At 69.4% G+C, this 19,731-nt stretch carries 14 protein-coding genes and 1 pseudogene; 7 read left to right on the top strand and 8 right to left on the bottom strand.

Translation table 11 applies throughout. The features are described from left to right. Positions 1-367 precede the first annotated feature (367 nt). On the bottom strand, positions 368-1,840 hold the full coding sequence (locus tag ACFVXE_RS34065) for a hypothetical protein (protein WP_389677087.1): 1,473 nt from the start codon (positions 1,838-1,840) through the stop codon (positions 368-370). A gap of 422 nt (positions 1,841-2,262) precedes the next feature. On the opposite strand from ACFVXE_RS34065, the gene ACFVXE_RS34060 reads away from it, so the two are divergent. Beyond that, positions 2,263-2,910 (top strand): bifunctional DNA primase/polymerase, encoded by a 648-nt coding sequence (locus ACFVXE_RS34060; protein ID WP_389677086.1) that lies wholly within the window; start codon positions 2,263-2,265, stop codon positions 2,908-2,910. Between the two features lie 109 nt (positions 2,911-3,019). Here ACFVXE_RS34060 and ftsY read toward each other — a convergent pair whose 3' ends face one another. Continuing rightward, positions 3,020-4,234 (bottom strand): signal recognition particle-docking protein FtsY, encoded by a 1,215-nt coding sequence (gene ftsY, locus ACFVXE_RS34055; protein WP_389677085.1) that lies wholly within the window; start codon positions 4,232-4,234, stop codon positions 3,020-3,022. Positions 4,235-4,343: 109 nt separating this feature from the next. Here ftsY and ACFVXE_RS34050 point away from each other — a divergent pair, with 109 nt between their 5' ends. Beyond that, positions 4,344-5,738: a purine-cytosine permease family protein gene (locus ACFVXE_RS34050; RefSeq protein WP_389677083.1), complete on the top strand. Its 1,395-nt coding sequence runs from the start codon at positions 4,344-4,346 to the stop codon at positions 5,736-5,738. 75 nt (positions 5,739-5,813) lie between these two features. On the opposite strand, the gene ACFVXE_RS34045 is transcribed toward ACFVXE_RS34050, so the two are convergent. The 4 genes from ACFVXE_RS34045 to ACFVXE_RS34030 all read right to left on the bottom strand — a co-directional run bounded on the left by ACFVXE_RS34045 (position 5,814) and on the right by ACFVXE_RS34030 (position 12,609). Continuing rightward, positions 5,814-7,232: a sugar porter family MFS transporter gene (locus ACFVXE_RS34045; protein WP_389677082.1), complete on the bottom strand. Its 1,419-nt coding sequence runs from the start codon at positions 7,230-7,232 to the stop codon at positions 5,814-5,816. Positions 7,233-7,466: 234 nt separating this feature from the next. Next, complete coding sequence (locus ACFVXE_RS34040) at positions 7,467-11,363, bottom strand: chromosome segregation SMC family protein (RefSeq protein ID WP_389677080.1); 3,897 nt, start codon at positions 11,361-11,363, stop codon at positions 7,467-7,469. 313 nt (positions 11,364-11,676) lie between these two features. Then, positions 11,677-11,889, bottom strand: coding sequence for a hypothetical protein (locus ACFVXE_RS34035; RefSeq protein ID WP_018551753.1), 213 nt, complete (start codon positions 11,887-11,889; stop codon positions 11,677-11,679). Positions 11,890-12,327: 438 nt separating this feature from the next. Then, positions 12,328-12,609 carry an acylphosphatase gene (locus tag ACFVXE_RS34030; protein ID WP_389677079.1) on the bottom strand — a complete coding sequence of 94 codons (282 nt, stop codon included), beginning with the start codon at positions 12,607-12,609 and terminating at the stop codon, positions 12,328-12,330. 147 nt (positions 12,610-12,756) lie between these two features. Between ACFVXE_RS34030 and ACFVXE_RS34025 the strand changes: the two genes are divergently transcribed. Then, positions 12,757-13,686 (top strand): CAP domain-containing protein, encoded by a 930-nt coding sequence (locus ACFVXE_RS34025; RefSeq protein ID WP_389677077.1) that lies wholly within the window; start codon positions 12,757-12,759, stop codon positions 13,684-13,686. Between the two features lie 23 nt (positions 13,687-13,709). Here the strand turns inward: ACFVXE_RS34025 and ACFVXE_RS34020 are convergent. Continuing rightward, positions 13,710-14,048: pseudogene (locus ACFVXE_RS34020) on the bottom strand (tyrosine-type recombinase/integrase); the annotation flags it as partial. 259 nt (positions 14,049-14,307) lie between these two features. Here ACFVXE_RS34020 and ACFVXE_RS34015 point away from each other — a divergent pair. Further along, positions 14,308-15,030 carry a GNAT family N-acetyltransferase gene (locus ACFVXE_RS34015; protein WP_389677076.1) on the top strand — a complete coding sequence of 241 codons (723 nt, stop codon included), beginning with the start codon at positions 14,308-14,310 and terminating at the stop codon, positions 15,028-15,030. 618 nt (positions 15,031-15,648) lie between these two features. Here the strand turns inward: ACFVXE_RS34015 and ACFVXE_RS34010 are convergent. Next, on the bottom strand, positions 15,649-16,086 hold the full coding sequence (locus ACFVXE_RS34010; protein ID WP_389677104.1) for a hypothetical protein: 438 nt from the start codon (positions 16,084-16,086) through the stop codon (positions 15,649-15,651). A 1,223-nt stretch (positions 16,087-17,309) separates the two neighbouring features. Between ACFVXE_RS34010 and ACFVXE_RS34005 the strand changes: the two genes are divergently transcribed. From ACFVXE_RS34005 to ACFVXE_RS33995, 3 genes are all read left to right on the top strand, one after another. Further along, positions 17,310-17,864 (top strand): hypothetical protein, encoded by a 555-nt coding sequence (locus tag ACFVXE_RS34005; protein ID WP_389677074.1) that lies wholly within the window; start codon positions 17,310-17,312, stop codon positions 17,862-17,864. 380 nt (positions 17,865-18,244) lie between these two features. Continuing rightward, complete coding sequence (locus tag ACFVXE_RS34000; RefSeq protein WP_389677073.1) at positions 18,245-18,715, top strand: hypothetical protein; 471 nt, start codon at positions 18,245-18,247, stop codon at positions 18,713-18,715. Between the two features lie 267 nt (positions 18,716-18,982). Next, positions 18,983-19,447, top strand: a complete 465-nt coding sequence (locus ACFVXE_RS33995; protein WP_389677071.1) for a hypothetical protein — start codon at positions 18,983-18,985, stop codon at positions 19,445-19,447. The last annotated feature ends 284 nt before the right edge of the window (positions 19,448-19,731 follow it).

Genomic DNA, 19,731 nt, shown 5'->3' with positions numbered 1-19,731 from the left:
CGGCGTCTCCTCGTCGTCGGTGCGGCCGCGTGCGGGTGAACCTGAGGGACCACGTGCGGGACCACTGGGAAAAGGTGCGGGCCGGTTATGCGCCATGAGATTCGCCCAGCGCGGTTTCCGCCGATGCCGCACGGTGTTTCGCCGCAGTGACGAAGAGGTGTGGCGTGTTACGTCGCCATGAATCGACAGTGGCGTGTCCGGGGCCGGGCCCACTCAGCGGCCGTGGCCGCATACGGTGCGGTTACGACTGTGCAGTACGGGCACGGGAACGCGAACCGGCCACGCCGACCACCCGCTGACCTGGCAAGGGGGAGCCGAAGTCGGTCTGTGCGGGGTGGCCGTCGTGGCCGGGGTGAGGGGTGCCCGGTCAGACCGCCTCTGCGGTCTCGGGCAGCTGCTCCGTGAGCAGATCGGTGAGCTCGGCGACCTCGGCGATGTCGCCGAAATCCCTGGCCGCGGTGTCGACGGTCTTCCGCAGCCGGGTGTTGACGCGTTCGGAACGGACCTTCTTGGCGACTCGCAGGGCTCTCCCGGCCAGCACCGTGGACTGCTCGGGTTCGCGCTTGAGGAGGTGGACGGTGGCGAGGCCGATCAGATTCAGCGCATACGACCGCTGGTGCTCGTCGTCCTCGCCGAAGAGATCGACGGCCTTCTCCATGACGGGCTCGGCGAGTGAGGCGTACGTGGGGCTGCGGCCGGCGACATAGGCGAGGTCACGGTACGAATGCGAGTTCTCGCCGTTGAGCTCGGCCTCGGAGAAGAAGCGGATCCAGTCGGGCTCGGGCTCGCCGTCGATCCCGGCGTCGAGGAAGGTGTCCTCGGCCATCCGGACGGCTCGCTTGCACTTGCTGGGCTGGCCCATGTTGGCGTACGCGCGGGCCTCCATCGCATACAGCATGGCCTGGGTGCGCGGGGTGGCGCAGTCCCGGCTGCCGTACTGGGCGAGATGGATGAGTTCGAGGGCGTCGTCGGGCCGTCCGAGATGGATCATCTGGCGGCTCATGCTGGACAGGACGTAACTGCCCAGCGGCTTGTCGCCCGCCTCCTTGGCGGCGTGCAGCGCGAGGACGAAGTACTTCTGGGCCGTGGGCTGGAGGCCGACGTCGTAACTCATCCAGCCCGCCAGTTCGGCGAGTTCGGCCGCGCACCGGAAGAGCCGCTTGGCGGTGGCCTCCGGCTGCGGCTCCTGCAGCAGGTCGGTGACCTCGTGGAGTTGGCCCACGACGGCCTTGCGGCGCAGTCCCCCGCCGCACTGCGCGTCCCACTGCCGGAACATCACGGTGGTGGACTCCAGCAGGTCGAGCTCGGGGCCGGAGAGCCGGGAGGGGCGCCGGGCGGCGGCGGGCGACTCCGGCTCCGCAGGGACGGCGGCGACCGGCACCAGCCAGCGCTGCATGGGTTCGATGAGCGCCGGGCCCGCGGCCAGGGCGAGCGAGGTGCCGAGGAAGCCGCGACGGGCGAGCATCAGGTCGCTGCGGGAGAACTCGCTGAGCAGGGCGACGGTCTGCGGACCGGCCCAGGGCAGGTCGACGCCGGACACCGACGGTGACTGGTGGGCGGAGCGCAGACCGAGGTCCTCGACGGCGACGACGGCACCGAAGCGCTCGGAGAAGAGCTCCGAGAGGATGCGCGGGATCGGTTCACGCGGCTGTTCGCCGTCGAGCCAGCGCCGCACCCGGGAGGTGTCGGTGCTGATGTGGTGGGCACCCATCTGCCGCGCCCTGCGGTTCACCTGCCGGGCCAGCTCACCCTTCGACCAGCCACTGCGCACGAACCATGATCCCAATTGCCCATTGGGGCGCTTACCGGCATTCGAATCGCCTGCGCCGCTGCCACTCACTGGAACGCCCCCATCCCGCTGAATACTGTCGCGCGAACCAATATCAGAATGCCGTGAACCGAAGCCGTCCGTACGGAGGTTGCGCACCATCGAACTGGAAATCGGGTTGCCTCCGGCATACCCACAGGCGCACATACTTCCACGGTTCGTGTACCGACGGTAATCCTACGATCACCCCCTCGGCGAGGGTGATTACAGAAACGCCACCATTCGCCACCCCTTCGGATGAACGCGCCGGGCGCCGGGCGCGATTCACTTGACAGACGGCGATCAGCAACGGGCGCAGCAGTGCCCACGGGGGCGCGTGGAACCTGTCGCGCGACCTCGGGCGCACCCGTGCGCTGCCGGATCGGCGGGCGACGGAGTGTCACGGCAACGCTCCGCGTCGTAACCACCGGCGAGCCGGACCCGTTGGAGGGGGCATGGGCTTCACTATCGGCGGCATCCGAGAGATGCGATCCGGCTCACGGCGGCGCGGCCGTACGGCCGAGTGCACCGCGGTGGCCGAGTACACAGGGCTGTGGGGCTGGGCCGTCGCGCCGGGGGCCAGGGCCGCGGGCGGCAGCTGTTCCTGCGGGGACACCGCCTGCGCCGCCCCTGGCGCCCATCCGCTGGACTTCGCCGACGAGGTGCCGGCCGGCGCCACGCTGGACGCCGCGGCGCGCGCGTGGGCGGAGGTGCCGGGCGCCTCGATGCTGCTGCCGGTGGGGCGCACCTTCGACGTTCTCGATGTCGCCGAGCAGCCCGGACGCCGGGCGCTGGTGCGGCTGGAGCGGATGGGGCTGCCGCTGGGCCCGGTGGCCGTGACGCCGTCCGGACGGGCGCAGTTCTTCGTGGCGCCGGGCGCGGCCGCCGGGCTTCCGCGGCTGCTGTACCGGATGGGTTGGGACGACGCGGATCTGGATCTGCGGGCACTGGGTTCCGGCTGTCACATCACGGCGCCGCCGTCCGACGAGGGCGGTCTCGGACCCGTCCGATGGCTGCGTCCGCCGGTGCTGGACACGGCGGGGGCGCCGCCGCAGGCGCGGCTGCTGCTGGGCACGCTGGCGTACATCTGCCACCGCTCGTAGCGGCGGGAACGCCGTCGCGCGGGGGGGGCGGGCGGGTGGCCCCCCCGGGGCCGGGGGGGGCGCCCCCCCCCCCCCCCCCCGGCGACCGGGGGGAACCGCTCTCGGCGCGTCAGTCGCCGATCAGCGCGTCGACGAACGCCTCGGGCTCGAACGGAGCCAGGTCGTCCGGGCCCTCGCCCAGCCCCACCAGCTTCACCGGTACGCCGAGTTCGCGCTGGACCGCGATGACGATGCCGCCCTTGGCGGTGCCGTCCAACTTGGTGAGGACGATGCCGGTGATGTCGACGACCTCTGCGAACACCCGGGCCTGGACCAGGCCGTTCTGCCCGGTCGTGGCGTCGAGGACGAGCAGGATCTCGTCGAGCGGACCGTGCTTCTCCACGACGCGCTTGACCTTGCCGAGCTCGTCCATGAGCCCGGTCTTGGTGTGCAGCCGGCCGGCGGTGTCGATCAGCACGACATCGGCGCCCTCGGCGATACCTTCCTTCACCGCGTCGAAGGCGATCGACGCGGGGTCGCCCCCCTCGGGGCCGCGGACGGTGCGGGCGCCGACGCGCTCGCCCCAGGTCTGGAGCTGGTCGGCGGCGGCGGCACGGAAGGTGTCGGCCGCGCCGAGCACCACGCTGCGGCCGTCGGCGACCAGGACCCGGGCCAGCTTGCCGGTGGTGGTGGTCTTGCCGGTGCCGTTGACGCCGACGACCATGACGACGCCGGGGGTGTCGGCTCCGCTCTCCGTCTTGACCGCGCGGTCGAAGTCGGTGCCGAGCAGGGCGAGGAGCTCCTCGCGCAGCAGGGTGCGCAGCTCCTCGGGCGTACGGGTGCCGAGGACGCGGACGCGCTCGCGCAGCCGTTCCACCAGTTCCTGGGTGGGGGCGACGCCGACGTCGGCGGTGAGGAGGGTGTCCTCGATCTCCTCCCAGGTGTCCTCGTCGAGGTTGTCGCGGGACAGGAGCGTGAGCAGCCCCTTGCCGAGGGTGCTCTGCGAGCGGGCGAGCCGGGCGCGCAGCCGTACGAGACGGCCGGCGGTCGGTTCGGGGACGTCGAGCACGGGGGCGGCCGGCGCCTCCGGCTCGGCGACGACCGGGGCTTCCTCGACAGGAGCCTGGGCCTCGGGGAGGGCGGCCTCCTCGATGGTGCGGCGCGGTTCCTCGCGCGGTGTCTCGGCTTCCTCGCCGACATGGGGTTCGGCGGGAGGAGTGAGGGTCGGCGTGCTCGACGGTGCCGGGGGCAGCTGCTTCTTCTTGCGGCTGCTGACCACGAGCCCGCTGACCAGGCCGGCCACGACCAGGGCGGCGATGACTACAGCAAGGATGACGAATTCCATAACCCACCCAGTATCAGTCACGCGCCCGCCCGGCGGTGGCCCTGGAGGATCACCCCGGGATCCGGCAAGATGTTATGCACCTTTTGGCGGTAAAGGTACGATCTTGCTCGTGGAGACCCGTGGCCTGGAACCCGTCCCGGACGGCGAACGCACCGGCCGGGTCCGCACCCTCTTCCCCACCTGGGCCGCGGCCAACATGACCGTGCTGCTGCTCACCATGGGCGCCGGACTGATCGTCTTCAGCGGGCTGAACCTCTGGCAGGTGCTGGTGGTGGCTACCGCTGCGCCCGCCATCGGTTACGGACTGGTCGGCGTGGTCTCGATCGCGGGGGCACGCGGCGGGGCGCCAGGCCTGGCGCTCTCCCGGGCCGTCTTCGGGCAGCGCGGCAACCTCCTGCCCGGTGCGCTGATCTGGATCGCCCGCTGGGGCTGGGAGACGGTGAACGCGGTCACCGGCACCTACGCCCTGCTGGCGGTGGGCCGTCTGCTCTTCGGCGCCCGCCCGAGCACCGCACTGATCGTGTCGGTGCTTCTGGCCTTCGTGGCGAGCAGCTACCTGGTGTCGGGGCTCGGCGTGGACGCGCTGCGGGTGTGCTGCACCTGGTCCGCGTACCTCTTCGGCGGCTTCAGTGTCCTCGTCCTGATCCACCTGGGCATCGACACCCGGTGGCGGGCGGCCCTCGCCCGGCCGGCCGGTCCCCTCGCACTGATGGTCGCCGGGGTCGGCACGCTGGCGGCGGGCGGCATCAGCTGGGTGCCGTCCGGTCCCGACTTCACCCGCTACCTGCCGCGCACCGCGTCCGTCCGGCCGGTCGTCGGGGCGACGGTGGGCGGCGCGCTGCTCGTCTTCCTGCCGCTGGTGGTGATGGGCGCGGTGATGGCGATCGCCACACCGGATCTGGCCGTGAGCAACGATCCGGTCGCCTTCATCGGCGCCCTGCTGCCGGACTGGATCTCGGTGCCGTATCTGCTGATCGCCGTGGTCGGGATGGTGCTGATCAATGCGATGTCGCTGTACTCGGCGGGATTCACCGCGCAGACGCTGGGATTCAGGATCCCCCGCGCCTGGGCGGTCGGCGTGAACGCCGCCATCAGCCTCCTGCTGGGGGGGCTGCTGATGTTGGTGGCGAGCAGTTTCCTCGACTCGTTCGTCTCCTTCCTCACCTTGCTGGCAGTGACGTTCTCCGCATGGATCGGTGTCTTCGGCGTGGATCAGCTACGGGGGCGCACCTACGTCGCGGCGGCCCTGCTGGACCCCACCCCGTCGAGCGCCTACTGGTACACCCGTGGCTTCGCCGTGCCCGCTGTGGCCGCGTGGGGCACGGGACTGGTGGTGGGGCTGCTGTTCACCGGCGTCGAGTGGTTCAGCGGTCCGCTCGCCACCACCTGGATCGGGCGCAACGGTCTCGGCTGGGCGGCCACGATCGCCGTCTCGGGCGCGCTGTACGCCCTGCTGCCACGGCCCGGCATCCCGCGGACCGGACCCGGGGACGGCGCACGGTGACGTGCGGGCATGCGCGCGTCCCCGGCTCGCGGACGCGGGCCGGGGACGCGGGGTCGAGGAGAGGGGCAGCGGGGGTTAGCCCATCTCCTCCAACGCCTTGCCCTTGGTCTCCTTCACGTACTTGAGTACGAAGGGGATCGAGAGCACGGCGAAGCATGTGTAGATGATGTACGTGCCCGACAGGTTCCAGTCGGCCAGACTCGGGAAGCTCGCGGTGATCGCCCAGTTGGCGATCCACTGAGCGGATGCGGCGACACCGAGCGCGGCGGCGCGGATCCGGTTCGGGAACATCTCACCGAGGAAGACCCAGACCACCACACCCCAGGACAGGGCGAAGAAGAGCACGAAGACATGGGCCGCGACGAGGGCGACCACACCTTGGGCGGTGGGGAGCTTCCCGTTGACCAGATCGGCCGAGAAGGCCCACGCCTCGAAGCCCAGGGCGATCGCCATACCGGCGGAGCCGACCAGCGCGAGCGGTTTGCGGCCCACCCGGTCGACCAGGATCATCGCGATCACCGTACCGATGATGTTGATGATCGACGTGGTGAACGACCAGAAGAACGAGTCGGTCGGGTCGATGCCGACGGACTGCCAGAGGGTCGACGAGTAGTAGAACGCCACGTTGATGCCGACGAGCTGCTGGAAGACCGACAGGCCGATGCCGACCCAGACGATCGGCAGGAAGCCGAAGCGGCTGCCGAGCAGGTCCTTGAAGGTCGACTTGTGCTCACGGTGCATGGCCGTCTGGATCTCGGTCACCCTGGCGTCGAGGTCGACGCCCTTGCCCTCGACCTCGCCGAGGATCTTCTTGGCCTGCTGGTGCTTGCCGACGGAGATCAGGAAGCGCGGCGACTCGGGGATCGCGAACGACAGCAGACCGTAGAGGACCGCCGGCACGACCATGACGCCGAGCATCCACTGCCAGGCCTCCAGACCGCCGATGGTGCCGCGCTGGTCACCGCCGGCGAGCTGCAGGATGCCGAAGTTCACCAGCTGCGAGATCGCGATGCCGATGACGATCGCCGCCTGCTGGAAGGAGCCGAGCCTGCCGCGGTAGGCGGCGGGCGAGACCTCGGCGATGTAGGCCGGGCCGATGACCGAGGCCATACCGATGGCGAAGCCACCGATGATCCGCCAGAAGGCCAGGTCCCACAGGGCGAACGGGAGCGCGGAGCCGATGGCGCTGATGGTGAAGAGCACCGCGGCGATCCGCATGCAGCGGATGCGGCCGATCCGGTCGGCGATGCGGCCGGCCGTGGCGGCACCGATGGCGCAGCCGATCAGAGCGATGGCGATCACCTGGGCGAGCGTTCCGGAGCCGATGTCGTAGCGGTGCCGGATCGCCTCGACGGCGCCGTTGATCACGGCGCTGTCGTAGCCGAAGAGGAAGCCACCCATCGCAGCGGCTGCCGTGATGAAGATGACATGGCCGAGGTGCTCCGGATGGGCCGCTCGGGCTCCGGATCCTGGTGTCTGCGATGTGCTGGTCACATGAACTCCTGGTGCCTGTCCGCGTCGTCAGGCGTGGGGGGGGCGAGTGGTCAGGCGTGGGGGGGGTGGTCTGTTCCAAGTGGCGCATAACTTCAGAGGCACCACCACTTGAAGTTAAAACGACGCCTCAAGAGAGTATGCGTTCAACTTATAAATTTTCCACTCGGCTCCGGGTTGACAGTTACCCCGGATCACCTCAGGCATGTGTTGAAGGCTTGAAGATGGAGTAAATCCTCAGCGGAGCCGCTGGCTGATCACCTTCGAGACGCCGTCACCCTGCATCGAGACGCCGTACAGCGCGTCCGCGACCTCCATCGTCCGCTTCTGATGCGTGATCACGATCAGCTGCGAGCTCTCCTGGAGCTCCTCCATGATCCGGATCAGCCGCTGCAGATTGGTGTCGTCGAGCGCCGCCTCGACCTCGTCCATCACGTAGAACGGGCTCGGCCGGGCCTTGAAGATCGAGACCAGCAGTGCCACGGCCGTAAGGGACCGCTCGCCGCCGGACAGCAGGGAGAGCCGCTTGACCTTCTTGCCCGGCGGGCGGGCCTCGACGTCCACTCCGGTGGCCAGCATGTTGTCCGGATCGGTCAGCACGAGCCGCCCCTCCCCGCCAGGGAAGAGCCGCGAGAAGACGCCCTCGAACTCCCGGGCGGTGTCCCGGTAGGCCTCCGTGAACACCTGCTCGACCCGCTCGTCGACCTCCTTGATGACCTGCATCAAATCGGCCCGGGTCTTCTTCAGGTCTTCGAGCTGCTCGGAGAGGAACTTGTGCCGCTCCTCCAGCGCCGAGAACTCCTCAAGGGCGAGCGGATTCACCTTCCCGAGTTGCTGATACGCCCGTTCGGCGGACTTCAGCCGCTTCTCCTGCTCGGCCCTGACGAACGGGACCGGTTGGTTGCGCGGGTGCTCCGGGTCCTCCGGGAGCTCCTCGCCGTCGGCCGCCGGCGAGGGCGGCACCAGCTGGTCGGGGCCGTACTCGGCGGTCAGCCCGGCGGGCTCGACGCCCAGCTCCTCGAGTGCCTTCGTCTCCAGCTGCTCCATCCGAAGCCGCTTCTCCGCGCCGAGCACCTCGCCACGGTGGACGGAGTCCGTCAGCTTGTCCAGTTCGCTCCCCAGTTCGCGGCCGTGGCCCCGCTCGGCGGTCAGCTCCTGCTCGCGCTCCGCCTTCGCGGCCTCGGCCGCGACGCGCTCCTCCCCGGCCCTTACGACGGACACCTCCACATGGGCCAGGAGCTGACGGGCACCGGATGCGACGGCGGAGGCGACCGCGGCCTCGTGGCGCAGCCGGGAGCGGCGTTGTTCGGCGCGGGCGCGGGCCTCGCGCTCGGCGCGGGCGCCGCGGTCGAGGGAGTCGGCGCGCCCGGCGAGGCCCTTGACCCGTTCCTCGTGGGTACGGACCTGGAGGCGGGCTTCCATCTCGGTCTGGCGGGCGTTGGCCCCGTCGGCGGCGAGCCGGTCGCGGACGGAGTGGTCGGGTTCCTCCTCGACCGGCAACTCCTCGGCCACCAGCAGCCGCTCGGCCAGCTCCTCGGCCTCCTCGGTCGCCCGCTCCAGGGCGTCCTGGGCGCGGGCGGCCGAGGCGGCCGACCGCTCGGCCTCACCCGCTGCGCCGCGCGCCTGCCCGGCGAGCCGGCCGAGCTGCTGCGCCACCCCCGACTTCTCCCGTTCGGCGGCCCTGCGCCGCTCCCCCAGCTCCTCGACCAGAGCGGCGCAGGCGCTGCGCCGCTCCCCGGCGAGACGCTGGGCCGTGGCCAGCTCGGTGCACCGGACGGCGAGATCCGCCAGTTCGGCGGCGGCCTCGTCGACGGAGGCCTGCACTTCGAGCAGGCTGGGCGCCCCGGCGGAGCCGCCCTGCGCGAAGTGGGCCGAGAGCACGTCCCCCTCGCCGGTCACGGCGGTCAGCTCCGGCCGGGCGGCGATCAGATCCTCGGCCTCCTCCAGGGTGGCCACGACGACCATGCCGCGCACCAGCCTGCGTACGGCGGCCATGAGTTCCGCGGGGCCCCGGACGAGAGCAGCCACGGCGGGTGGTCCGGCAGGGGGCGCGGCGGGCGCGATCACGCCGTGGGACGGGGCGTCCGAGGCGCGGCCGGGTTCCTGGCCGGGCAGGTGCGCGGCGGTCCGGTCGGCCTCGGCCCGTCCGGCGCCCGGGCCGACGGGCGCGGGGGGCACGCCCGGCATCGCGGCGGGCCCCGAGCCGTGGCCGGAGCCGGGCTCGGCCCCTTGTCCCGGCACGCGGCCCGCGGCCGGTTCCGGTCCCGGCAGTTGACCAGGGACCGCGGCCGCCCGCGCGACCCCCTGCACCTCGCCGGATCCTGCCGGGTGTCCCGCTCCGGGTCCCGGGCCCTGCCCGGGGACGTGCCCTGCGTCCGCCGGTGCTTCGGCCGCCGGCTCCCCGCCGGTCGCACCGCCCGCGCCCAGCAGCAACGCCGCCCGCCCCGCGTCCCGCTTGCGCAGCAGGCGGATCGCGTTCGCCGCCGTGCCCGGGTCCGTCGCGGCCACCGCGTCCGCCGCGGCTCCCAGGGCCGCCGCCACCGCCACCTCGTACCCCGGGGTCACCGTCAGGAGTTCCGCGGCCGGACCGAGCAGCCCCGACAGGCTGTCCCGCGAGGCGAGCAGCACCCCGGTGCCGTCCTTGCGCCGCAGGCCGAGTGCGAGGGCGTCGTGGCGTGCCGAGACCGCTGCCCGCTTCCGTTCGGCACCGGTGGCGTCCTCGCGGGCGGCGGCGAGGGCCGACTCCGCCTCCGCGAGATCCCCCCTGGCCGCGTCGTGGCGTTCGGTCAGTTCCGCGTCGTCCGCGTCGAGCCCCTCCACCTCGGCCTTGAGCTGCTCGTACTCCTGCTGCGCCGCGACGGCCCGCTCCTGCGCCTCGTCGCGCGAGGCGGCGAGCCGGTCGATCTCCGCCTGCGCCGAACCGGCCCGGCTGCGGGCCGCGTTGACCTGCCCGTTCAGCCGGGCGAGCCCTTCGCGCCGGTCGGCGATGGCGCGGGCCGCGTCCTTGAGCCTGCGTTCCTCGGCCGCCAACTCCCTTTCCAGTTCGGCCCGGTGGGCGGCGGTGTCCTCCAGCGCGTGTTCCGCCGCCTCCAGGGCGGCCTCCAGCTCCGCCTCCTGCTCCCGGATCCGGGCCGCCTCGCGCTCCATGTCCTCGGGGTCGCGGCCCCGCCGCTCCTCCTCGGGCGCGGCAGCGGCGCTCTTGACCCGGGCGTCGGCGAGCGAGATCGTGCCCCGCACCCGCTCGGCCAGCTGCGACAGCTCGTACCAGGTCTGCTGGGCTCGCTGCAGCCGCGGCGTCAGCCGCCGCACCTCGTCCTCCAGCTCCGCCTCCCGCGCGAGTGCGGCCTTCAGAGCCGCCTCGGCCGCCTCCCGGCGCTGCTTCAGTGCCGCTTCGTCCGCGATCTCGCTGCGCAGCGCCTCGCGCAGCCGCACCAGGTCGTCGGCGAGCAGCCGCAGCCGGGCGTCGCGCAGATCGGCCTGGATCACGGCGGCCCTCCTGGCCACCGCCGCCTGCCGGCCCAACGGCTTCAGCTGTCGGCGAAGTTCGTCCGTCAGGTCCTGGACGCGGGCCAGATTGGCCCCCATCGCGTCCAGCTTCCGAAGAGCCTTCTCCTTCCGCTTGCGGTGCTTGAGCACGCCCGCGGCTTCCTCGATGAACGCGCGACGCCCCATCGGATCGGCGTGCAGTACGGAGTCGAGCTGGCCCTGTCCGACGATGACGTGCATCTCCCGGCCGATGCCGGAGTCCGAGAGGAGTTCCTGGATGTCGAGGAGCCGGCAGGTGTCGCCGTTGATCTGGTATTCGCTGCCGCCGTTGCGGAACATGATCCGAGTGATCGTCACCTCGGCGTACTCGATGGGCAGCGCGCCGTCGGAATTGTCGATGGTCAGCGATACCTCGGCGCGTCCGAGCGGCGGCCGCCCGGTGGTGCCGGCGAAGATCACGTCTTCCATCTTGCCGCCGCGCAGGGATTTGGCCCCCTGCTCGCCCATGACCCAGGAGAGCGCGTCCACCACATTCGACTTGCCGGAACCATTGGGGCCGACGACACAGGTGATACCCGGTTCGAACCGCAGGGTCGTGGCGGATGCGAACGATTTGAAACCACGCAGGGTCAGGGCCTTGAGATGCACGCCGCCGGACTCTACCTTTCGCTGTCGGTTTCACTGATGAAGGTGCAGGGCACATCAGACGGTAAGCGAAAGGGTGTACGTCCGGGGGTGGGACCGGCTCAGGTCCGGGAAAAGAAAGAAGGGACGCCGAAGCGTCCCTTGTAACTCTTGTGCAGTGCTGCGTACTGGATCAAGAACGCGGCGGATCAGGGGTACGGCGGATCAGAGCCTTGATCTTCTGCGATCCGGTGACGATCCGAGATCCGGTGACGATCCGGTGATGAACTTCGGACGGCTGACGCAAGCAGCCCGACCGGCCCTTTCGGGCCATCGGTCAGGTCAGCGCCGGCTCCGCCTGAGGTACGTCGATGTCGATGCTGTCGAGCAGCGACTCTTGGTGCTGGGCGGCGGCGTTGAGCGCGTCGTTCTCGTCCTGGATCCGTACGAGCTCGGATTCCAGGTCCTGGACGCGTTGCTGGAGCCGTCGCATCTCGGCGAGGAGTCGCGGGTCGGAACCGCCGACGTAACCGAGAAGCGCCTTTGCCATGATGGATGGTCCTCCACACTGAGTGACCGACCGATGCGGTGTGGGTCGTGAGGGAATCGCACCCGCGGTGCTCGGCAGTGCTCTGTCACCACTGCGGTTCTGCTGCCAAACAGCTCTGCCAAACAGCTAAGGTGCGCGGGGTTTTCAGCGTCTCACCAAAAAGTTTGACGGTCAACACGATCACACCCTGTAGAGGCGGGCGTCCCGGGGCGCGCGGCTTGACGATCACGCGGCGCGACTCTCCTGCGGGGCCCTGGAGGGCGTGGAGATCATCCTTACTGCCGCAGCCTGGCACGGCAAGCGATTCTTGGCAACCAACCGGTTTTTCCGCAGGTCATTTCATGTGTACGCAGCCGAAAGGCCTCTCGCGTCACCCCCCGCGACCCTTCGAACGCGGTCCGAACACGACCTCGAATTCGGAGTGCGACGGCCTCGTGATCAGCGGATCGCGAACCCCTCGTAACCGCCGCGCGGGGTGTCCCAGATCTCAGTGACTCCGTCCACGCGTCCGGGTGTGTCGTCGGAGCGCAGCCACTCCAGCAGGCGGTGGCAATTCTCACGTCGCCCTTCTGCAACAACCTGCACCCGGCCGTCGTCGAGATTGAGGGCGAATCCGGTGAGGCCGCCGATCTCCAGAGCGTTTGCCCTGGTGAACCAACGGAACCCCACTTGCTGTACTCGACCGCGTACCCAGGCGGTCAGTCGCACGTCTTGGTTCATGCCCGAACGCTAACCGGCCAATTGCTCAACGAGCACGTCGCCCCCTGGAGCCATGGCGTACAGTCCCCTCGCAAATGGAGCCCACTCGATCGGGTGAGGCATGTCGACGCCGGACACGGCGTCCAGATCGCCAGAAGGGGACAGCAGATGGGACGCCATCGACGCTCCGCCGCAGGTCCCGAAGCAGGTACGGCCGTCGGCAGGTCCGCGGACAGCGGCCGGAGCCGGGCCTCCCACCGCAGGAAGCGTTCCGGGATGCCCGTGCGTACGGGACTGGTCGGTGTCTCCGCGGCCATGGCCGTCGGAGCCGTGGCCGTGGCTTCCGGTCTGCTGCCCGGCGGCGGGTTCCACGTCGGCGGTACGACCGCGGACCAGGTCCGCGCCCAAGGCGCGCCGGACCTGCTGACCCAGGGCGGGTCCACCACGTCGCCGGCCGACCGGGGCGGGTCGGCGACCGCGGCCAGCCGCGGCACCGGGCGTCCCCAGGGGCCCGCGAAGGGCGATTCCGCTTCCCGCTCCGCCGCACCGTCCGACTCCCCTTCGAAGAAGGCCGAGCAGACCGAGCGCGCGGAGGAGTCCGCGACGCCCGAGCGGACCGCGGCGCACGGGTCGACGAGCTCCGCACCGTCGTCCTCCGCCCCGGCGGCGCCGAGCACCTCGGCCGCCGCGCCGGCCCGCACGACCTCGGCCGCGGCGTCCGACGCCTCCGCCCAGGCCGCCGTACTCGCCCTGGTCAACCAGGAGCGTGCGAAGGTCGGCTGCAGCCCGGTGACGGTCAGCGCCTCACTCACCTCGCTCGCCCAGAACTTCAGTGACGACATGGCGGCCCGCGGCTTCTTCGACCACACCGACCCCGATGGTCGGACGCCGTGGGACAGGGCCGAGAAGGCCGGCGTGACAGGACTCGGCGGCGAGAACATCGCCCGCGGCCAGGCCGACGCCGAGGCGGTCATGGCCTCCTGGATGAACAGCGAGGGCCACCGGGCCAACATTCTCAACTGCGACTACAAGACGCTGGGCGTGGGAGTGCACTACGGCTCCGGCGGCCCCTGGTGGACCCAGGACTTCGGCTTCTGAGATTTTCGCAGGTCGGCGACCTATCAGCTTTCTTGGGCCGTCTCGGGGCCGTTATCGGCAACCGAGGCGGCCCAAACTGTGTCCACGGCGGCCCGCGTACGGGTCTCGCTCGACGGCATCAGATGCGTGTAGGTCCGCAGCGTGAAGCCGGGGTCATGGTGGCCGAGGTATTCGCTGAGAGCCTTGATGCTCTCGCCCGCGTCCAGGAGTACCGACGCGTAGAAATGCCGCAGCGCGTGCATTCCGTTATCGCGCCCGATGACCACACCAGCAGCGCGTAGAGCAGGACGCCACTGGCGATCGTTGAACCGGTTGCGGTTCAGGGAGAGGCCCTCAGGACTCCGGAAGATGAGCGACGCCGTATCTGTGCTGTCGCCAGTCAGCGCACCCAGTCGTCCTCACCGCCAGGACGGACCGTGATCGGATCGATTCCGTGTCCGCTCAGATGCCAGGAATGTCTTCTCCGGGGGTTCCCTTTCGTCGGCCGGTCCGGATCGCGCCCCCGACAGGTATGCGTCCGGGCGGGCGTCTGTTCTTTACGCGGCTCTGCGGTCTTTGGTGACGATCTCGCCGGTTAAATACCGCAGGTCAACAGGGTGTTTGGGCTGGCAGGATCGGCGCATGTCGATAGATCCTTTGCTGGTCAGGGCCCGAGGGCTGTGGGAGGACATGGCCTCGGTGCCGGTGTCGTTCGCGCCGATAGGGGGTGTGAGCGTGGTCGTCTCGCCGGAGTCAGGGATGTGCCCGGCCGGCTGGGTCGGCGTGGTGGCTCTGGGCGGATCGGCGATCGTGACCGCGCCCAGTGAGGATGCGGCTGTGATCGTTCGTGATGCGTTCGCGACGCTGCCGGTGGAGACCGTCGCCGATGCCGACGCGGTCCGCGGCGTGCTGCCGGTGGCCCGGGTCCTTGGTCCCGCGGCGCTGGCCTACGTGTTCCCGGACGGATTGCGTCCCGTTTCGTCCGGTGCGCTGACGGTGGAACAACTGCCGGGCAGACATCCGGACCTGCGGCGGTTGGAGAAGCTGGCGGGCGACGACGACGCCGGAGAAGCCGGTCTGGATGAGATCACCTCACCCGCGTTCGTGGTCCGCGAGGCCGGCGAGGTGGTCGCCGCCGCCGGATACCGGGCCTGGCCGAGGCGGACCGCCCACATCAGTGTGCTGACCGCGCCCGGGTGGCGAGGACGGGGGCTGGCCCGGGTGACGGGTTCGGCGACGACCACGCACGCCCTCGCGGCCGGGCTGCTGCCGCAGTGGCGGGCCCGGGTGCCTGAGTCCCGGCGGGTCGCCATGGCCCTGGGCTTCCGGGAACTGGGTGCGCAACTGAGCATAGAGCTCGCATAGCCGGGGGTGACTTGTCCGGGGCAGCTGCCAGGATCCGCCGGCTATCGCACCACGGAGCGCCCTCCCGGGGCCGTCTCGAGGCCCCGGAAGGGCGCTCAACGATGACCAACGCTGACAACTGCCGACAGCACAGCAGCAGGTCACGGCGTCGATCGATGATGTGACCTGCTGGTCGGAGACCCGGCGTGCCACTTCTTCGGCCTCTGAGATTTCCGCAGGTCGGCGACCTACCTCCTCGAAGGAATGCCGTACCCCGAGAACCTTGATCACCACTCTGGCTCCGAGCGCTCACCGATGCGCATGGCGGAGGCGCGGATCACTCTCGGCGTGGTCGCGGCCCGGCAAGGCGACTTGGACCAGGCCGTCAACTACGGCGAGTGGGCGCTGAACGGGGACCGACAGTCTCTGCCTCCTTGCTCATGGTCAGCCGAGAACTGGCGGCCATCATCAACCGGGACTACGCCACGGAGACGGCAGGCCGCGAGTACCTGGATCACCTGACCGCGCTCACTCGCGCCAGCTGAGGGTTGTCCCGAGTTGGAGACGACTCATTTCGTAGAGGGGTGTCCGTGGAGACACGTCAGGGGCCGCGGCGCCCCTGAACCGCAGGCACCGTGTTCAGGCGCCGAGGCTCTCGATGGTCTCCTGCACCAGGCGGTTGCCCGAGCTGGGGAGCCATGCGGTCACCGGCGACAACTTGGCGACAGCCGCGCCCAGCCACTGTGGATCGCCGAGACGGTCCAGTGCCTTCGCCTCGGAAAGCTTGCGAACCAGGGCCTTCAGCAGGAACACATGGCTGCCCGTGTAGTGGCGCTTGTGGTGCGTGTATCGCACCGACCACGGCTCGGATGGGTGGCGGAGCAGCCCCTGCAGGGAGCAGCCGTCACGCCCGGTCTGAGAAGGGGTATTGCTGAATGCGCCGACGAAACCCCCGGTACGGGTGGCCTCCCACTTCCAGTAGGTCGCATGGACCCCCAGTTGCACGAACTGGGGCCACTGGACGACGGACTGAGGCGCGGGATCCGCACGCCTGTAGTGCTCGACGCCCTCGGGCATGAGTACCACGCACAGGCCGTCCTTCCGTTTCGGATCCCCAATTATCCACCGGTCTCCGACCAGCTCCAGCGGCCCCAGGTGCTGCGCCACGATGCTTCCCCTCAATCCCTGCCATCCCTCTGGACCGGGAACAATAACCGCCGCCACAGGGGACGGTCCTCCGGGGGCGTCGTGCTGCACCGGTCGTGTGGCCAGGCCCCGTCTTCCGTTGTGGTTCGGCATCGACCGGTTTGCTGGCCGGACAGCTTCTTAGGCCTGTCACAGGTTTCTCTACCTCATCAAGGCCCGCGCCGCGCACGGCGCGGGCTGGCCCTTGGGCTTTGGCCCCTCTGCGCCTAACGACGGCGTACGTCCACGGTCCCCAGCAGTCCGCAAGGCCACCGCACTCTTCACCACAACATGCAGTAGCTCCCGGTTGATCGAACTCCTGGAGCGGATGTCATCGACCACGGAGCGCCCTCCCGGGGCCGTCTCAGGGCCGTGGAAGGGCGCTCAACGATGACCAACGCTGACAACTGCCGACAGCTCAGCAGCAGGTCACGGCTTCGATCGATGATGGGACCTGCTGGTCGGAGACCCGGCGTGTCACTTCTTCGGCCTCTGAGATTTCCGCAGGTCGGCGACCTACCTCCTCGAAGGAATGCCGTACCCCGAGAACCTTGATCACCACTCTGTGGTGGACCCGGCGAAGTTCGACTTCCAAGCGATGGATTGCTGCCGACTACTGGGAGAGGACCGCTTCGCGGAGAACCTTGCCCATGAAGTGATCCGGACGGGCACGGACTTCGACGGCTCCGAGCGCTCACCGATGCGCATGGCGGAGGCGCGGATCACCCTCGGCGTGGTCGCGGCCCGGCAAGGCGACTTGGACCAGGCCGTCAACTACGGCAAGTGGGCGCTGAACGGGGACCGACAGTCTCTGCCTCCTTGCTCATGGTCAGCCGAGAACTGGCGGCCATCATCAACCGGGACTACGCCACGGAGACGGCAGGCCGCGAGTACCTGGATCACCTGACCACACTCACTCGCACCAGCTAGGAACTGCCCCCGGTGAGCCGTCCGGCCCGGCCTCACGGCCGGATGGCGATCGTGCTGACCAGCTCTGATGTCGTGATCACACCCACCACACCGAAATCATCACATCAGACCGGCCCGACGCCGAGACGATCGGTGCAGCTACGCTCCCACAACGCAGCGGAAATTGAGCAAAAGCGGGGGAGATCGTGAACCGACCACTGCTGTTCCTCGACGTGGATGGTCCCCTCAACCCCTATGCGGCCAAGCCGGAGAAGCGCCCCGCCGGCTACACCACGCTCAGAGTGCCCCAGGACAGCTGGTTCCACGAGGGACACGGGGGACTTTCGGCCCGGCGGCGACCCCTACGGGTGTGGCTCAACCCAAAGCATGGGCGAGCTCTGCTCCGGCTTGGCTACGAGCTTTGCTGGGCCACCTCATGGATGGACGACGCCAACCGGTGGATCGCCCCGGTGCTCGGCCTTCCCGAACTCCCCTTCGTCGACTTCGGCGACGTCCTGTTCCAAGACCGCCCCGACGGGGTCCACTGGAAGACCGGTCGGCTGGTCGACCACGCCAACGGGCGTCCCTTCGCCTGGGTGGACGATGAACAGAGTGACCTGGACCAGGCGTACGTGACCGCCCACCACCGTGGGCGTGGGCTTCTGCACCACGTCAACCCGCGGATCGGTCTGCGCGAGGACAACTTCCGCGAGCTCACCGACTTCGCTCGGTCCCTGGACACGTCACGGGCCACCGGCTGAGCCCAACGCCAGCCCATCAGGCAGCTCTGTGCTCAGTCCCGCCATCATTGCGGGACAACCTTTGTAGGCGACCTGTTACAGGTTTCTCTACCTCATCAAGGCACCCGGCTCCGCTCGGGGCGACGCTCCCGCCTTCGGCACGCTCCGCCCCCGCTGCGCCGACGCCCGCCCCTGCAAGGCGGGATAGGCCCAAGGGCATGAGTCGAGCCCCGACCGACCGTCGATCCCATTCCTCACCGACATGCCTCCGGCGGGGGCGCTCCGACTCCGGGATGCGGGGGCCCGTCGTGCGGCCGCAGCTCCGTTGTGGTTCGGGGTGGGGCTGTGGCTGAGGCAGTCGGTAGCGTGCAGCTCTCGGAGCGAACAACGACAGGGGCAGCATGGGCAAGAACACACCGCGTCAAGAATTCCGGGTCGGCGACGTTCTGCGCGTGAGCTGCCCGCCGGCGCAGGGCCGAGTGGCCGACGTGTCCCGTTTCTATGTCTCGGTCAAGTGGCCATGGGCCGAGATCGATCCGCAGTCTCAGTTCAGATGGAACGGCCAGAGGGCCTTCGCGATGTCGGCCGACTCCCCGGAATGGACCATGAGCCTGTTCAAAACCAACCCTGAGCCATGGAACCTGCAGGTTGGTGACAGCTGTCTCGTAGGCATACCTGAGACGCTGGTGCGGATCATCGATATCGGCCGCTACAACCCTCCACAAGATGTGGGCTGGCTTCCCCGCCCTCACACGATGCTGGTCGTAGCGCCTGCCGACTACCCCGACGAGGCTCTATCCGAGGACGACGGAGACACGATCGACCTCGACTCAGCGGCACCGGTGACGATCGAGCTGGTGTCTCGGAGCTGACCCGGACGTGCCCTTCGCGTGCCCGATCAGGCGGGATCTCACGGGGAACCACGGAGCAGATCATCCAGAAGACGTGAACGGCCCATGACCGGAATCGGCGGTTTCTAGGGGCCGTTCATCTGAGGTGGGTGTGGGATCTGAAACCCACGGTGACTCGCGCCGCGACGGTTTTCAAGACCGTGTGCCACTTGACTCGCCTTGAGACTCCGCCGACCTCGGTGCCTGCCTGCCGGGGACACCACAGGCCCGGAGCTCTACGATTCCGCCGTGAGCTACGACATCTACTTCCTTAGTCGGCGCCCAGACCAGTCCTGGGACGAAGCTCTCGAAGAGCTGGAGGACCAGAACGAAGAGGTCGAGGGACTGGTACTGCCTGAGCTCATCGAAGCGTGGGACCGCATCGTTCCACGGGCCCGTGGCTTGCTGGGCGAGATCGGACTCTTCGAGAACGGCGAAACGTGCGAGCTGACGCACCATGCCACCGGCATCCAGGCCTCAGTCTTCATCGACGAAGTAGCGATCACGGTCCCGTATTGGCACGTGGGCGACGAGGCGGAACGCATTCTGAGCCTGGTGTACGCACTGGCGGCGGTGATCGAAGACGAGACCGGCATGGAAGGCTACGACCCACAGGTCGAGCGCCCGATCTCTGAGCTGTCTCCCCAACAGGGCGTTACCGTCATGTCCGCGGTCACAGGCGATCTCCGCAAGCGCTTCGGCAACGACTCCTGAATCCCAGAGGCCACCGTCGGGCCGTCCGAGGCCAACGGATAGCAGGCATACGACCTCTTGGGCTCCCCACGCTGGATTCCGTTCCGGCTGTACAGCAGCGGAGTACAGCAACCACCGCGACCGGTCCCGTCCCGTAGCGTCCTTGTAGACCCGAAGTGCGGCCTTTGCGACCGTCACTGACCGATCTATCTAGTGGTGGTTTGTTGACGGCGGTTCAGGGCCGTAGTAGGCCGGTAGCAGAGGAACGTCGCCTCGCCGCCTGGGGGCTTGTGATGACCCGTCGT

Origin of the sequence: Streptomyces sp. NPDC058231 (assembly GCF_042882275.1) — a bacterium.
GTDB lineage: Bacteria > Actinomycetota > Actinomycetes > Streptomycetales > Streptomycetaceae > Streptomyces.
Note: the sequence above shows the minus strand (reverse complement) of the source record. Positions and strands in the feature narration are given on the sequence as shown.

What these genes read in the sequence shown, in the direction of transcription:
- ACFVXE_RS34000 (WP_389677073.1), top strand. Translation starts at nt 18,245, where the DNA reads ATGGGCAAGAACACACCGCGTCAAGAATTCCGGGTCGGCGACGTTCTG.
- ACFVXE_RS34015 (WP_389677076.1), top strand. Translation starts at nt 14,308, where the DNA reads ATGTCGATAGATCCTTTGCTGGTCAGGGCCCGAGGGCTGTGGGAGGAC.
- ACFVXE_RS34025 (WP_389677077.1), top strand. Translation starts at nt 12,757, where the DNA reads ATGGGACGCCATCGACGCTCCGCCGCAGGTCCCGAAGCAGGTACGGCC.
- ACFVXE_RS34060 (WP_389677086.1), top strand. Translation starts at nt 2,263, where the DNA reads ATGGGCTTCACTATCGGCGGCATCCGAGAGATGCGATCCGGCTCACGG.
- ACFVXE_RS34035 (WP_018551753.1), bottom strand. Translation starts at nt 11,889, where the DNA reads ATGGCAAAGGCGCTTCTCGGTTACGTCGGCGGTTCCGACCCGCGACTC.
- ftsY (WP_389677085.1), bottom strand. Translation starts at nt 4,234, where the DNA reads ATGGAATTCGTCATCCTTGCTGTAGTCATCGCCGCCCTGGTCGTGGCC.
- ACFVXE_RS34030 (WP_389677079.1), bottom strand. Translation starts at nt 12,609, where the DNA reads ATGAACCAAGACGTGCGACTGACCGCCTGGGTACGCGGTCGAGTACAG.
- ACFVXE_RS34010 (WP_389677104.1), bottom strand. Translation starts at nt 16,086, where the DNA reads ATGCCCGAGGGCGTCGAGCACTACAGGCGTGCGGATCCCGCGCCTCAG.